Here is a 14169-nt window from a genome sequence, read left to right as displayed (position 1 = left end):
AAAATGGAGACGGCGGCCGTGCGGGCCGCCGACGTGAGCGCGGGTGTATGCCGCAAACGCCGCGCCGGATCAAGCATCGCCTTGCGCTTTGACAAGGCGGCCGGGCGGCGCGGCCCCGCCCCTACGGAATCCGCAGCAGACGGTCCAGCGTCCAGGCCCCGCCGCCCTTGGCGATCAGCGGCAGGAACAGCGCCGCCCAGCTCAGGTGCGTCGGCCAGGCGTCCGGATAAACGAAGATCTCGATGACCAGGGTCATGCCCAGGAGCGCGGCAGCCGCGACGCGGGTGAAGAGGCCCAGGACCAGCAGAATCGGGAACAGGTGCTCCGAATAGGCCGCCAGGTGGGCGGCGATCTGAGGCGGAATCAGCGGCAAGGCGTATTCGGTGCGGAAGAGCTCGTAGGTCGAGGGCGTGATCGTCAGGATCCCCTCCACCTTGGTGCGTCCCGACTGGAAGAACACGGCCGCCGCGCCCAGGCGCGCGGCGAGCAGCAGCAGCGAATCCGGCAGCACCTTCGAGGCGATGCGGCCAAGACCGGAGAACGGCGCGCGCCAGGCGGCGCCCGCGACGACGGAAGTCATGGGGCTATGTCCTTGTTCCTAAAGCAAATCGTGGGGCCTGGCGAAAGCCCCGTGTGAGATGAACTCGGCGAAGCGCGCGCCGAGGTCGAAGGCCGGATCGACGGAAAGCGCGATCTGCGCCGCCTCGCCCAAGGGCGCGCCCTGGTCGACGGCGTCGAGGAACTCGAAGGCCGGCCGGTCGAGCACCATGCTCAACACCTCGCCGTGCGGCCGGGTGAGCAGCATCCCCTCCCCGCGCCACTCGATCTGCAGTTCCTCGCCGGTCGGCTCGGCCGGCGGACGGTTCAGCCGCCAGATGGTCGCCGCCGGGGTCTGCGACCAGGCGAAGCGCGCGGCCGGGTGCAGGCCAAGGCGCAGGCCGAAGAGGCGCTCCGGTCCGAGCGTGGATGCGGCCTCCCCGTCCAGGGCGACGCCGTCGGCGGCGGCGTGGGTCTCGCTCCAGAGCCGGTCGAGCAAGGCCACGTCCGGCAGGTAGGCGAGTTCGGCGGCCGATGGAAACCGCGCCAGGAAACTCGGAAAGTCCTCGCCATAGGCCAGGAGCGGCGGAATGGCCGGCGGGCTGGAAGCGGCGTAGAGCCTGGCGCAGTCGGCGAACCAGTCTTCCCCGACGAGCCGGCGGACCGTCGGAAAGTTGGCGGCGAGCGCGTCAACCATGCCCTTGAAGGTGGTGTTGCGGTAGACGCGCAGGCCCGCGGCGACGGCGGCCACGTCGCGCTGGCCGGGCAAGGCGTCGTCGCCGCGCAGGGCCTTGGCGAAGGCGTCCTGGAACTTCGCCAGTTCAGACATGGGCTGGCTCGCGGGAGAGGGCCTCGCAGGCGTGCAGCACAGCCTGGGCGCGGTCGCGCTCGGCCAGCAGCACCTCGAAGGCGGGAATGTCGTCGTCGCGCTCGATCAGCGTCGGCCTGGGCCCGATGCGGCCGATCAGGCGCTCGTAGAGCGCCCAGACCGCTTCGGCGATCGGCGCGCCGTGGGTGTCGATCAGCAGCGCCTCGCCGAGGTTGGGATCGGCACTGTGGCCGGCGAGATGGATCTCGCCCACCGCCGCGGCGGGGATGGCGTCCAGATAGGCTCGCGGGTCGAAGCCGAGGTTGTTCGCGCTGACGTGGACGTTGTTCACGTCCATGAGGAGGCCGCAGCCGGTGCGGCGGGCGAGCTCGGCCAGGAACTCGGTCTCGGAGAGCTCGTGGCCCTCCAGCGGGATATAGAGCGAGGGATTCTCCACCAGGATCGGGCGGCGCAAGGCCGTCTGGACGATGTCGACGTTACGCACGATCCGCTCCAGCGCCGCGCGGGTCCGCGGGAATGGCAACAGGTCCGGGTGGTAGGCGCCGCGCCAGGCGCTCCAGGCCAGGTGCTCGGACACGAGCTGGGGCTGGTAGCGGTCGACCATGGCCTTCAGCCTGGCCAGGTGGTCGGCGTCGGGATCGGCGTCGGCGGCGAGGGACAGGCCCACGCCGTGGAGCGACAGGGGCCGCTCCCGGCGCAGCGCCTCCAGCATGGCCGGGCGCGGACCGCCGGCGGCCATGTAGTTCTCGGGATGAACCTCGAACCAGAGGCCGACCGCCGGCGAAGCCAGCGCCGTCTTGAAATGTTCGGGCTTGAAGCCCAGTCCGGCGGTCGGGGTCATCGTCGTCAGGCCTTGGGCGTCAGCGAGCCCATGCCCTTCGGCGTCTTGATCGAGGTGCAGGTGCCGGCCGGCACGTTCTTCCAGGCGTTGCCCTGGTAGTCGGCCTTGGAGGTGCCGGCGCAGGTGGTGCCGGCTCCGGCCTTGCAGTCGTTGTGGCCGGCCTTGGCCACGCCGTAGCACTTCTCCATGGCCGGAGCCATGCTGTCGGACGCCATCTTGTCCTTCTCGGCGGCGTGGGCGGCGCCGAAGGCCAGGGCGGCGAAGGCGGCGGCGGCGAGCGCGGTCTGGGCGGTCTTCATGGGGTCTGTCTCCGTGAGGTTGGCGCGCCGACTGTTCGCCGCCGCGGCGCCGCCCGGCCCAGCGGGCCACGGCGGTCACCTTCGCCAATTCGGCGCCCCGTCCGGATCGGTTACATTGGCCCTGGAAGAATCTTCGGCCAGCGGGAAACACTGGCCGCAGGCTGCGCGCGGTGTAACCAAAGGCCGCGCACGCGCGAATTGGGGGGCGAGGAGCTCGAGTGACGGCTGTCGAGGACCGACTGAAGTCCCTGATGCTCCGCGGCCTGGACGGCGACGCGGCCGCTCAGCGTGAGCTGCTCAGCGAGCTGGCGCGTCTGCTGCGCCGTTACTACGCCCGTCGGCTCGGCGACGAGACGGCGGACCTGGAGGATCTTGTGCAGGAGACGCTGATCGCCGTCCATGTGCGCCGCGCGAGCTACGACCGCGCCCAGCCGTTCACGGCCTGGGCCTATGCGATGGCGCGCTACAAGCTGATCGACCACTACCGCCGCCGCCGCACCCGCAGGGCCGTGCCGCTGGAGGACGCCGGCGCGCTGTTCGCGCCGGAAGACACGGAGGCCGCCACCGCCGGCGCCGACGTGGACCGGCTGCTGGGCGAGCTGCCGCCCAAGCAGCAGGAGGCGATCCGGCTGACGCGCCTGGAGGGCCTGTCGGTCGCCGAGGCGGCCGAGCGCAGCGGCCAGTCGGAATCCTCGGTCAAGGTGGGCGTGCACCGGGGACTGAAGACCCTGATGGCGCGCCTGCGCGGAGACGGCTCGTGAACACCGACGACCTGATCTCGCGCCTGAGCGCCGATACGGCGCGCACGCCGCCCAACGCGGCGCTGGGACGGCTGCTCATGGCCATCTGCCTGGGCGCGGCGGCGGCGCTCGTCGCCCTGCTCGTCGTGCTTGGTCCAAGGCCGGACCTGGCCCAGGCGATGGGCGAAGGCTCGTTCTGGATGAAGGCCGGCTATACCGGCGCGCTGTCGCTCGCCGCCCTGCTGACCCTGATGCGCGTGGCCCGGCCGGGCGGAAGCGGCGGGGCCGCCTGGATCGCCGTGGCGGCGCTGCCGGTGCTGGTGTTCGCCCTGGCCGCGCTGGAGCTGGCGTCCGCCGCGCCGGCGGCGCGCCACGGGCTGATGATGGGCCATAGCTGGATGCTCTGCCCCTGGCGCATCCTGGGATTCGCCGCGCCGGTGTTCGTCGGGCTCATCTGGGCGTTTCGCCGGCTGGCGCCGACGCGGCTGCGGCTGGCCGGCCTGGCCGCGGGGCTGACGGCCGGGGCGGTCGGCGCGACGGTCTACGGCCTGGCCTGCACCGAATACGCCGCCGCGTTCCTGGCCATCTGGTACACCCTGGGCATGGCGGCGGCCGGCCTGCTCGGCGCGCTGACCGGCCCCAGGCTGCTGCGCTGGTAGGCGCCGGCTAGACCAGCCGGCTGCGTTCCTTGGCCGCGCCGATGAAGCTGGCGAACAGCGGATGGGGCGCGAACGGGCGGCTCTTCAGCTCCGGATGGTACTGCACGCCGACGAACCAGGGATGGTCCTCGCGCTCGCAGATCTCCGGCAGCACCCCGTCGGGCGACAGGCCGGAGAACACCAGGCCCGTGGCCTCGATCGCCTCGCGGTAGGTGATGTTCACCTCGTAGCGGTGGCGGTGGCGCTCGCTGATGGTGGTCGTCCCGTAGATCGCGGCCACCTTGGAGCCCGGCTTCAGCACGGCCTCGTAGGCGCCCAGCCGCATGGTGCCGCCCAGGTCGTCGCCGGCGCGGCGGAACTCGCGGTTGTTGCCGCGGGTCCACTCGGTCATCAGCCCGACGATGGGCTCGGAGGTGGGGCCGAACTCGGTGGACGAGGCGTCCTTGATCCCCGCCAGGTTCCGCGCGGCCTCGATCATGGCCATCTGCATGCCGAAGCACACGCCGAAGTACGGGATGGCGTGTTCGCGGGCGAACTGGACGGCGCGGATCATCCCCTCCGATCCCCGCTCTCCGAAGGCGCCGGGCACCAGGACGCCATGCACGCCGGTCAGCCGCTCGCTGATCATCTCGACGTCCCGCTCGAAGGCCTCGCCCTCGATCCAGTCGAACTTCACCCGCACGGTGTTGGCCACGCCGCCGTGCACCAGCGCCTCGACCAGCGATTTGTAGGCGTCGGTCAGGCCCGTGTACTTGCCGACGATGGCGATGTTCACCTCGCCGTCCGGGTTGGACAGGGTGTTGGAGATGCTCTCCCAGCGCGACAGGTCGGGCGCCGGCGCGTCGGTCAGGCCGAAGACGTCCAGCACCTCGGCGTCCAGACCCTGGGCGTGGTAGTCCAGCGGCACGGCGTAGATGTTGGCCGAATCCATCGCCTGGATGACGGCCGTTTCGCGCACATTGCAGAAGAGCGCGATCTTGCGCCGCTCGCCGGGCGGGATCGGCTGCTCGCAGCGGCACAGCAGCACGTCCGGCTGGATGCCGATCGAGCGCAGCTCCTTCACCGAGTGCTGCGTCGGCTTGGTCTTCATCTCGCCGGCGGTCTTGATGAACGGCAGCAAGGTGAGGTGGATGTAGCAGGCGTGGCCGCGGGGCAGCTCCTGGCCGAGCTGGCGGATCGCCTCGAAGAACGGCAGGCCCTCGATGTCGCCGACCGTGCCGCCGATCTCGACGAGGACGAAGTCCACCCCCTCCCCCGGATCGGACAGGACGAAGCGTTTGATCTCATCGGTGACGTGCGGGATCACCTGCACGGTCGCGCCCAGGTAGTCGCCCCGGCGCTCCTTCTCGATGATGGTCTTGTAGATCTGGCCCGTGGTGATGTTGTCGGCCTTGGTGGCGTTCACCCCGGTGAAGCGCTCGTAGTGGCCCAGGTCCAGGTCGGTCTCGGCGCCGTCGTCGGTGACGAAGACCTCGCCGTGCTGATAGGGGCTCATCGTCCCCGGATCGACGTTCAGATAGGGGTCCAGCTTGCGCAGGCGGACCTTGTAGCCGCGAGCCTGCAGCAGCGCGCCGAGAGCGGCGGACGCTAGACCTTTTCCAAGGGAGGAGACCACGCCTCCGGTGATGAAGATGTACCGGGCCATGGGCGTTCAGATTAGCCGTGATTCGGGCCGGGCGCCCTGCGTCGATTCGCCAGTGTCTGTGGATGGGCGGGCGGCGTCGGGACGGTCAGGCAACAGCAGGGTCTCCTCGGGCCGCTGGCGCGGTCCGGAACGGGGGCGTCGTGTCAAAGGGATCAGGGCTTGGCGGGCGCGGAGTCGGAGCCGCCGCCTTCACCCAGCAGCGGGTTGCGCACCTGCGGGGTCGGCGCCTCGATCGGCGCCTCGCCGCCATTCTGAGCGGGCGCGGCGGCGGCCGGAGAGGCCGGCTGATTGAGCTTGCTCGGGTCGATCGCGTCGATCTTCACCCGGTCCACCACGGAGGTCGCGCCGTGTTCGCGGCCCGCCAGCATGGTCAGCAGCAGGCTCAGCCCGAAGAAGATCGCCGCCAGCACCCAGGTGGTCCGCGTCAGAAGGTCGCCCGCGCCCCGCGCCGTCATGAAACCCGACGGGCCGCCGCCCATGCCCAGGGCGCCGCCTTCGGAGCGCTGAAGCAGCACCACGCCGATCAGGAGAATGGCGACCAGGATGTGGATCGTAAGCAGGATGCCGAGGAGCATGAACAGTTCCGGTGCGTTCGGGCGGACACAGCCCGCCGAAAAGAAGCGGGCGCTCTACCACTGCGAGGGCGCAAAGGCCATAGCTAGGACGTTCAAGCCCGCAGGCAAGCCATGATTCTCGGCTTCGACAACCCGCCCATCCTGGAGACCCAGCGTCTGCGCCTGCAGCCCCTGGCGCAGGAAGACGCCGAACTGCTGTTTCCGATCATGAGCGATCCGGAGGTCATGGCCCATTGGGACGTGCCCGAGATCGAGGATCCGGCCCTGGTGGCGGCCATCGTGGAAAGCCAGGTGGCCGCCATGCGCGAGGGCCGCGCCATCTACTGGGCGATCCGCACCCTGGATGACGACGCCTTCAAGGGCTGCTGCGACCTCAGCGAGATCGACCGCTGGCACCGCCGGGCCGAAGTCGGCTTCATGCTGGAGCGCGGCTCCTGGGGCTACGGCTACGCGCTGGAGGCCATGCAGTCGGTCGTGGCCTATGCGGCGGTGTCCGGGCTGCGCCGGCTGGCGGCGCGCACGCACCTGGGCAACCGCCGCTCCGAGGCCCTGCTGGAGCGGCTCGGATTCAGGGGCGAGGGCCTTCTGCGCGGCCATGTCCTGCGCGACGGCGAGCGGCGCGACTGCCGCCTGTTCGGCCTGCTGCTTTAGCCCCGGTGTTCACGCCTGCTTAAGCCTACCGGGGCACCTTCCGATCAGGTTCCTGGGGATGCTTATGCTTTCGACGATCAAGACGCGTATGCGCGCGTCGTGGACGGGCGGCTTTCTCGCGATCATCGCCGTCCTTGTCGCAAGTCTGATGGCCTTGAGCGGCGTCCACGGACGCGGCCAGGAGGTCAATGCGCGGTGGCTGCCGGCCCTGCGCGACCTCGATTCGATCTCCATCGCCCTGGACGCCGGTCAGACCAGCGACATCGCCAAGCTCGACGAGACCGTGCGGCCTCACGTCGCACGCCTGGAGGAGACCCTCCGCGGCGATGCGCTGCACGACGACGCAGCCAGCTTCCAGACGGCCTGGGACGGCTTCGTCGAGGCGAAGAATCCGGCCGCGCTGGCCCCGGTGCGCGCAGCCCTGTCCGACCTGTCCGGCAAGGCCGAGACCAGGGCCGCCGCCGCGGCCTCGGCGGGCGACACGCTCTACAAGCGCGTCTTCAGCCTGGCGATCGCCGCGGGGGTGCTGATGGCGATCGGCGTCGTCGTCGGCGCGGCCTTCTTCGAACGGCTGGTGGTCGCCCCGCTGGTGCGGCTGGCGGCGACGATGCGCAAGCTGGCCGGCGCGGACTACAGCGTGGCCGTGGAAGGCGCCGATCGCCGCGACGAGGTCGGCGACATGGCCAGGAGCGTGCTGGTGTTCAAGGAGAACGGCCAGGCCCGCGCCAAGCTGGAGGCCGAAGCCGCCCGCTTCCAGGACGACCTGGACCGCAAGCTGAAGGAGACCGAGGCCGCCTTCGAGGTGGCCGGGCGCGAACAGAAGCGGGTGGTCGACGCCCTGGCCCACAAGTTCCTGCGCCTCGCCGACGGCGACCTCTCCGCCCGGCTGAACGAGAACGTGGCCGCCGAGTACGACGAGCTGAAGCGCGACTTCAACAGCGCCATCGCGCAATTGGAGGCGGCGATCGGCGCGGTCGTCTCGGCCACCGGCGGCATCCGCTCCGGCGCCGGCGAGATCGCCCAGGCGTCCGACGAGATCTCCCGCCGCAGCGAGCGCCAGGCCGCCAGCCTGGAGGAGACCGCCTCGGCGCTCGAGGAGATCGCCACCACGGTCAAGCGCACCGCCTCAGGCGCCCAGCAGGCCGCCGGCGTGGTGCAGGCCGCCCGCCGCGACGCCGAGGAGTCCGGCCAGGTGGTCGCCCAGGCCGTGGCGGCCATGGGCCAGATCGAGCAGTCCTCGCACCAGATCAACCAGATCATCGGGGTGATCGACGAGATCGCCTTCCAGACCAACCTTTTGGCCCTGAACGCCGGGGTCGAGGCGGCCCGCGCCGGCGAGACCGGGCGCGGCTTCGCCGTGGTCGCCTCGGAAGTTCGCGCGCTGGCCCAGCGCTCGGCCGAAGCGGCCAAGGAGATCAAGGACCTGATCAGCGCGTCCACCGCCCAGGTCGAGGCCGGCGTAGAGCTGGTGGGCCGCACGGGCGAGGCCCTGCAGCGTATCGTCGGCCAGGTCGCCGAGATCCACGAACTCGTCACCGAGATCAGCCGCTCGGCCCAGGAGCAGGCGGTCGGCGTCAATCAGGTGAGTTCGGCGGTGACCGAGATGGACCATGTGGTGCAGCAGAACGCCGCGGTCGTGCAGCAGTCCACGGCCGCCACCCATGCGCTGAACACCGAGGCCGAGGAGCTGACCAGCCTGGTGCGCCGCTTCAAGGTCGAGGTCGTCCAGCCCTCGGGCAACCAGGTGCACGCGGCCCGGTCGCGAATCGAGCGCTTCGCCGCGGGCGGCCGCGCCTAGAGCGCGCCGACGATCCCCAGGAAGTCGGCGGCCTTCAGCGAGGCGCCGCCCACCAGGGCCCCGCCCACGTCCTTGACCTTCAGGATCTCGGCGGCGTTGGCCGGCTTCACCGAGCCGCCGTAGAGGATCGGCCGCGCCGCGCCTTCGTCGCCGAACAGCTCCAGGAGGGCCGCGCGGATCGCCGTGTGCATCTCCTCGATCTCGGCCAGGCTCGGCGTCAGGCCCGAGCCGATCGCCCACACCGGCTCATAGGCCACGGCGAAGTCCTTCCCGGCCAGTTCGGCGGGCAGCGAGCCCCTCACCTGCCCGGTGACGACCGCCAGCGCCCAGCCGGCCTTGCGCTCCTCCAGGGTCTCGCCGACGCAGATGATCGGCTCCAGGCCGCCACGCAGGGCCGCGCGCACCTTGGCCGCGACGATCGCGTCGGTCTCGCCGTGGCCGGCGCGGCGCTCGGAGTGGCCGAGGATCACCAGCGCAGCGCCGGCGTCGGCCAGCATCTCGGCCGAGACGTCGCCGGTGAAGGCGCCGGACGCCTCGGCGTGGCAGTCCTGCCCGCCCGTCAGCACGGCCGTTCCGGAGAGCGCCGAACTCATCCGTTCCAGGAGCGTCGCCGGCGGGCACAGCGCCACCCGCGCGGCGGCGGAGCCCAGGCCGGCGGCCACCGCGCGCGCCTCGCCCAGGGCCGCAGCCAGGCCGTTCATCTTCCAATTGCCGGCGATGAGGGGGATTGGAGCGGTCATCAGCTTCACCTTCGTCGTGTTCTCGGGCCGGTTAAGGCGCCGGGCGGCGTCTGTCACGTGCTTGCAGTGGCGAAGGGGCCTCCACTATACCCGCCAGACGCTCGCTCGCCCCGGAAAGGGTCACATGCTCTCCACCATCCGCGCTCTCGCCAAGACCTGGGTCGCAGGGCTCCTCATCGGCCTTCTGATCATCAGCTTCGCCGTCTTCGGCGTTCGCGACGTCTTTCGGGCCAAGCTCAGCACCTGGGTGATCCAGGCCGGATCGCGCACGGTAAGCCCGACCGAGTTCCGCCAGGCGTTCGACAACTTCCGCAAGCAGGCCGAGCAGCAGTACGGCCAGCAGATCAGCGCCCAACAGGCCGCCGACGCCGGGCTCGACATCCGCCTGCTGGACGAGCTGGCCACCCAGGCGGCCTTCGCCGGGGCGCTGGACAAGGCCGGCGTGCGCCCGTCCGACAAGCTCGTCGCCGAGCAGCTCAAGCAGATCCCGGGCTTCTTCAATCCGGTGAGCGGCCAGTTCGACAAGGCCCAGTACCAGCAGCGCCTGGCCGAAAACGGCATGACCGAGGCGTCCTTCGAGCGGACGCTGCGCGACGAGCTGGCGCAGAATCAGTTCGCCACCGCCGTCGTGAACGGCCTGAAGGTTCCGCGCGCCTACACCGCCCTCGGGGCGCTCTACGGCCTGGAGGCCCGCGACGTGGGCAGCTTCCCGGTGACGGCGGCGATGGTGAAGCAGCCCGACCTGCCCACCGACGAGCAGCTGAAGAAGTTCATGCAGGACAACGCCGCGCGGCTGATGCGGCCGGAGACGCGGATCGTCACCCTGGTGCGCTTCGATCCGGCGCAGTTCGCCTCGTCGATGAAGGTGAACGAAGAGGACGTGAAGAAGCGCTTCGACTTCCGCAAGGACACGCTGTCCAAGCCGGAGACGCGCTCGCTGGTCCAGATCCCCGCCAAGGACGCCGCCACGGCGCAGACCATCTCCGATCGCCTGAAGAAGGGCGAGGATCCGGCCGCCGTCGCCAAGTCGCTGGGCGTCGACGCCGTGACCTATGAGGACAAGCCGCAGAGCGCCATCGTCGACCACAAGGCGGCCGCCGCCGCCTTCGCCCTGAAGGACGGCGAGGTCAGCGGGCCGGTGCAGGGCGACCTGGGCTACGCCGTCATCAAGGTGACCAAGGTCAATCCCGGCCATCAGGTCACGCTCGAGGAAGTGCGCCCGCAGATCGAGGCGGAACTGCGCAAGGACGCGGCCACCGAGAAGGTCTACGCCGAAAGCCAAAAGTTCGAGGACGCCCAGACCGGCGGCGCCAGCCTGACCGAGGCGGCGCAGAAGGCCGGCGTGGCGGCGCTCACCATCGGTCCGTTCTCCGAACAGGGCCGCGGTCCCGACGGCGCGCCGGTGACCGGGCTCTCGGCGAAGATCGTCAAGAAGGCCTTCGAGCTCAGCCAGGGCGAGGAAAGCGACATCGAGGAGGACGGCGACGGCGCCTACTACGCCCTCAAGGTCGACCGGATCACGCCCTCCGCCCTGCCACCGCTCGAGGAGGTCAAGCCGGACCTGACTCGCGCCTGGATGGTGCGCCAGATGGTCGAGCGCATGCAGGCCAAGGCCGACGAGCTGGCCGAGCGCGTGCGCAAGGGCGAGAGCCTGGAGAAGGTCGCCGCGTCCGTCGGCTCGCACGTGACGCGCACGGTGGGCCTGGACCGCGCCACGGCCGAGAACAACAAGTCGCTGGCGCCCGAGGCGATCAACGAGACCTTCAGCGTCAAGGCCGGCGACGTGTTCACCGCCCGCGGCCAGCAGTTCGAGATCATCGTCGCCAAGCTCGAGGCGATCCGCGAACCCACCGGCGAGGACGTGGCCAGGCTCACCGAGCAGAGCCGTCCGCAGGTGACCATGGCGCTGTTCCGCGAGTTCGGCCTGGCCGCCGAGCGCGGCGCGCGCACGCTGACCAAGGTGCAGACCAACCAGAACCGCGCCCGCCAGGCGCTGGGCCTGGATCCGATCGAGCCGGCCAAGGCGGCGCCCGCCGCCTCCACGGCCGAGCCCGCGAAGAAGGCGGCGCCGGAGAAGAGCAAGTGACCCTGGAGCCCGCTTTCGACGACTTCGAGGCTCGATATCGCAGCGGCGCGCCCCAGGTCGTCTGGACGCGCCTGATCGACGACCTGGAGACGCCCGTCTCGGCCTATCTGAAGATCGGCCACGGGCGGCCCTACGCCTTCCTCTTCGAGTCAGTGGAAGGCGGCGCCTGGCGCGGCCGCTACTCGGTGGTCACGCTGAAGCCGGACCTGGTGTGGCGCTGCTGGGGCGACAAGGCCGAGATCGCCGAGGGCGACGACATCGCCGCGGGCCGCTTCACCGAGCAGGCCGGCGGGGCGCTGGAATCCCTGCGCGACCTCGTCTCCGCCTCGCGCATCGACCTGCCCAAGGGCCTGCCGCCGATGGTGGCCGGCGTGTTCGGCGCCATCGGCTACGACATGATCCGCTTGGTGGAGCGCCTGCCCCACATCAATCCGGACCCGCTGGGCCTGCCGGACGGCCTCATGACGCGCCCCTCGATCGTGGCGGTGTTCGACGCCATCGCCCAGGAGATCCTGCTGGCCACCACGGTGCGCCCGACGGCGATCACCGCCCGCGAAGCCTACGAGGCGGCCCAGGCGCGGCTCGACGCGGTGATGATGGATCTGCGCAAGCCGGCGCCGCCGCTGTCGCACGCCGGCAGCCCCGAGCCGGACCGCTTCACCACGCCGGTGAGCCGCGAGGCCTACAGGGAGATCGTGGAGAAGGCCAAGGCCTACATCCGCGCGGGCGACATCTTCCAGGTGGTGCCCAGCCATCGGTTCCGCGCGCCCTTCGCGCACGATCCCTTCGCGCTCTACCGCTCGCTGCGGCGGATGAACCCCTCGCCGTTCCTGTTCTACCTGAACTTCGGCGACTTCCAGCTCGCCGGCTCCAGCCCGGAGATCCTGGTGAGGCTGCGCGACGGCAAGATCACGATCCGCCCGATCGCCGGCACCCGGCGGCGCGGCGCCACGCCCGAGGAAGACCTGGCGCTGGAGCAGGAGCTCATCGCCGATCCGAAGGAGCGCGCCGAGCACCTGATGCTGCTGGACCTGGGGCGCAACGACGTGGGCCGCGTGGCCATGCTCAAGCACCCCGGCGCCAACGCGCCGCGCGAGAAGCAGACCGGCCCGCGCGTGCGCGTCACCGACAGCTTCTTCGTCGAGCGCTACAGCACCGTGATGCACCTGGTCTCCAACGTCGAGGGCGACGCCCCCGAGGGGCTGGACCCGGTGGACGTGCTGATGGCCGCCCTGCCCGCCGGCACGCTCTCCGGCGCGCCCAAGGTGCGGGCCATGCAGATCATCGACGAGCTGGAGATCGAAAAGCGCGGCATCACCTACGCCGGCGCGGTGGGCTACTTCGGCGCCGACGGCTCGGTGGACACCTGCATCGTGCTGCGCACGGCCGCCTTCAAGGACGGGCAGATCTACGTCCAGGCCGGCGGCGGGGTGGTGGCCGATTCCGATCCCGACGCCGAGTACGACGAGACCCTGCACAAGGCCCGCTCGATCCGCCAAGCGGTCGAAGAGTCCTGGCGCTTCATCTGAACGGCGCCCGGTCCGGCCCTAGGCCTCGGCCGGCACGGCGAAGACGATCACGATCACGGCCAGGACCAGGCCGAAGGCGCTGAGCCCCGCGGTCCAGGGGCGGCGCAGCTTTACGGCCGACACCGTCGCCTGCAGGCATTGCAGGGCGTAGTAGGCGACGAACGCCTTCGAGGCGTAGGTAATGATCTCGTAGATGTCGCCCGACCAGGTCACGCCGATGGCGGCGACGGCGGTGATCAGGTTGCCGAGCCGCACCTTCAGCCGCCGGCCGGACGCCTCGGCCAGGAGCCCGCCGGCGCCGTTCATGTCGGCGACAGCCGCCGAGAGCTGGGAGGCCAGCGCCGTCAGGATGATCAGCGGGCCGACCGCCGTCCCGATCGGCTTGAGCATGTCGATGATCGCCGTTTCGCCGCCCTCCGCCGGCAGGCCGTCGCGGAAATAGGGCGTGATCAGCAGCATGAAGGTCAGATAGACGCCGGTGGCGATCCACTGGGCCCACTTCATGGTCTTGATGCGCGTGTCGGCGTCGTAGGCCGCGCCCAGGTAGCGGGAGGTCTCGAAGCCCTGCACCAGGATCACCAGGCCCAACAGGATGCGCGCCTCGTCGAAGCCGTGCGGATGGGGCTCGTGCGCCCAGCCGTAGGTTCCGCCCCGCACGGCCATGAACGCGGCGAAGCCCAGGGCCACGAAGAGGCCGCCGATCAGCGACAGCTTCAGCGCCACCGCGCCCACCTCCAGCCGCTCCAGCGCGTCCAGCCCGCCGCGCAGGCCCACCGTCCCGACCACGGCGATCACGACCGAGGCGGCGATCTTGATCCAGACGGGGTTGACGATGTCGCCGACGCGCAGGCCGAAGGCGGCGAACAGGTTGAGGTAGTAGGCGACCGACACGAAGTAGGCGAGCGACAGCGTCAGCTCCGAGGCCCGCTCCAGGCCGGCCTCCAGCTTGGTGGCGTCGTGGGCCAGATGCGGCTCGACGTAGCGGATGTTGTGCCGGATCGCCGCCCCGAACAGGTAGCCGACGGCGCACAGGCCGAGCATCGCCGCCCAGGCCGCGTTGCCCGAGGCGTGGGCCAGGATCGGCCCGGCCACCAGGAAGCCGGAGCCGATGATCGAGGCCAGCGGCGTGACCGTGGCCTGCCACAGCTCGGCCTTCAGCAGCCGAGGCTGGAAGAGCGCGCCCGCCAGGATCAGCGAGGCGACGATCAGGGTGACGTTCGTCGCCGTCATGATTGGAGCC

The 14169-nt window shown here is 70.7% G+C and carries 14 protein-coding genes; 6 read left to right on the top strand and 8 right to left on the bottom strand.

Going from position 1 to position 14169, the window contains the following annotated elements; genetic code table 11:
• Positions 1 to 121: 121 nt before the first annotated feature.
• From ACE3TA_RS03710 to ACE3TA_RS03695, 4 genes are read right to left on the bottom strand one after another with little or no spacing between them, the layout of a single operon-like run.
• Positions 122 to 580 (bottom strand): DoxX family protein, encoded by a 459-nt coding sequence (locus ACE3TA_RS03710; RefSeq protein ID WP_374570553.1) that lies wholly within the window; start codon positions 578 to 580, stop codon positions 122 to 124.
• An 18-nt stretch (positions 581 to 598) separates the two neighbouring features.
• Positions 599 to 1366, bottom strand: a complete 768-nt coding sequence (locus tag ACE3TA_RS03705) for a putative DNA-binding domain-containing protein (RefSeq protein WP_374570551.1) — start codon at positions 1364 to 1366, stop codon at positions 599 to 601.
• Entirely contained in the window at positions 1359 to 2207 is an 849-nt protein-coding gene (locus tag ACE3TA_RS03700) for a DUF692 domain-containing protein (RefSeq protein WP_374570549.1), read from the bottom strand. Before ACE3TA_RS03700 ends, ACE3TA_RS03705 begins: the two co-directional genes overlap by 8 nt.
• A gap of 5 nt (positions 2208 to 2212) precedes the next feature.
• Positions 2213 to 2506 (bottom strand): DUF2282 domain-containing protein, encoded by a 294-nt coding sequence (locus ACE3TA_RS03695; RefSeq protein WP_374570546.1) that lies wholly within the window; start codon positions 2504 to 2506, stop codon positions 2213 to 2215.
• Positions 2507 to 2724: 218 nt separating this feature from the next.
• On the opposite strand from ACE3TA_RS03695, the gene ACE3TA_RS03690 reads away from it, so the two are divergent.
• Together ACE3TA_RS03690 and ACE3TA_RS03685 are read left to right on the top strand one after the other, a co-directional pair.
• Positions 2725 to 3267 carry a sigma-70 family RNA polymerase sigma factor gene (locus tag ACE3TA_RS03690; protein WP_374570544.1) on the top strand — a complete coding sequence of 181 codons (543 nt, stop codon included), beginning with the start codon at positions 2725 to 2727 and terminating at the stop codon, positions 3265 to 3267.
• A complete protein-coding gene (locus ACE3TA_RS03685; protein ID WP_374570542.1) occupies positions 3264 to 3905 on the top strand; it encodes an NrsF family protein in 642 nt (213 codons plus the stop codon). The genes ACE3TA_RS03690 and ACE3TA_RS03685 overlap by 4 nt, the downstream gene beginning before the upstream one ends.
• A 7-nt stretch (positions 3906 to 3912) precedes the next feature.
• On the opposite strand, the gene ACE3TA_RS03680 is transcribed toward ACE3TA_RS03685, so the two are convergent.
• Complete coding sequence (locus tag ACE3TA_RS03680) at positions 3913 to 5550, bottom strand: CTP synthase (protein WP_374570541.1); 1638 nt, start codon at positions 5548 to 5550, stop codon at positions 3913 to 3915.
• A 152-nt stretch (positions 5551 to 5702) separates the two neighbouring features.
• Positions 5703 to 6125 (bottom strand): preprotein translocase subunit SecG, encoded by a 423-nt coding sequence (gene secG / locus ACE3TA_RS03675; RefSeq protein WP_374570539.1) that lies wholly within the window; start codon positions 6123 to 6125, stop codon positions 5703 to 5705.
• A gap of 111 nt (positions 6126 to 6236) precedes the next feature.
• Here secG and ACE3TA_RS03670 point away from each other — a divergent pair, with 111 nt between their 5' ends.
• Positions 6237 to 6776: a GNAT family N-acetyltransferase gene (locus ACE3TA_RS03670; protein ID WP_374570537.1), complete on the top strand. Its 540-nt coding sequence runs from the start codon at positions 6237 to 6239 to the stop codon at positions 6774 to 6776.
• An 88-nt stretch (positions 6777 to 6864) separates the two neighbouring features.
• Entirely contained in the window at positions 6865 to 8574 is a 1710-nt protein-coding gene (locus ACE3TA_RS03665; protein ID WP_374570535.1) for a methyl-accepting chemotaxis protein, read from the top strand.
• Here the strand turns inward: ACE3TA_RS03665 and tpiA are convergent.
• Positions 8571 to 9314 carry a triose-phosphate isomerase gene (tpiA, locus tag ACE3TA_RS03660; RefSeq protein ID WP_374570533.1) on the bottom strand — a complete coding sequence of 248 codons (744 nt, stop codon included), beginning with the start codon at positions 9312 to 9314 and terminating at the stop codon, positions 8571 to 8573. The genes ACE3TA_RS03665 and tpiA overlap by 4 nt on opposite strands.
• A 124-nt stretch (positions 9315 to 9438) precedes the next feature.
• Between tpiA and ACE3TA_RS03655 the strand changes: the two genes are divergently transcribed.
• Positions 9439 to 11400 carry a SurA N-terminal domain-containing protein gene (locus tag ACE3TA_RS03655; RefSeq protein WP_374570531.1) on the top strand — a complete coding sequence of 654 codons (1962 nt, stop codon included), beginning with the start codon at positions 9439 to 9441 and terminating at the stop codon, positions 11398 to 11400.
• Positions 11397 to 12929: an anthranilate synthase component I gene (gene trpE, locus ACE3TA_RS03650; RefSeq protein WP_374570529.1), complete on the top strand. Its 1533-nt coding sequence runs from the start codon at positions 11397 to 11399 to the stop codon at positions 12927 to 12929. The genes ACE3TA_RS03655 and trpE overlap by 4 nt, the downstream gene beginning before the upstream one ends.
• A gap of 18 nt (positions 12930 to 12947) precedes the next feature.
• On the opposite strand, the gene ACE3TA_RS03645 is transcribed toward trpE, so the two are convergent.
• Positions 12948 to 14159, bottom strand: coding sequence for a hypothetical protein (locus ACE3TA_RS03645; protein WP_374570527.1), 1212 nt, complete (start codon positions 14157 to 14159; stop codon positions 12948 to 12950).
• Between the last annotated feature and the right edge of the window lie 10 nt (positions 14160 to 14169).

It is taken from the genome of Phenylobacterium sp., from assembly GCF_041916435.1.
In the GTDB taxonomy this organism is placed as follows: domain Bacteria; phylum Pseudomonadota; class Alphaproteobacteria; order Caulobacterales; family Caulobacteraceae; genus Phenylobacterium.
Note: the sequence above shows the minus strand (reverse complement) of the source record. Positions and strands in the feature narration are given on the sequence as shown.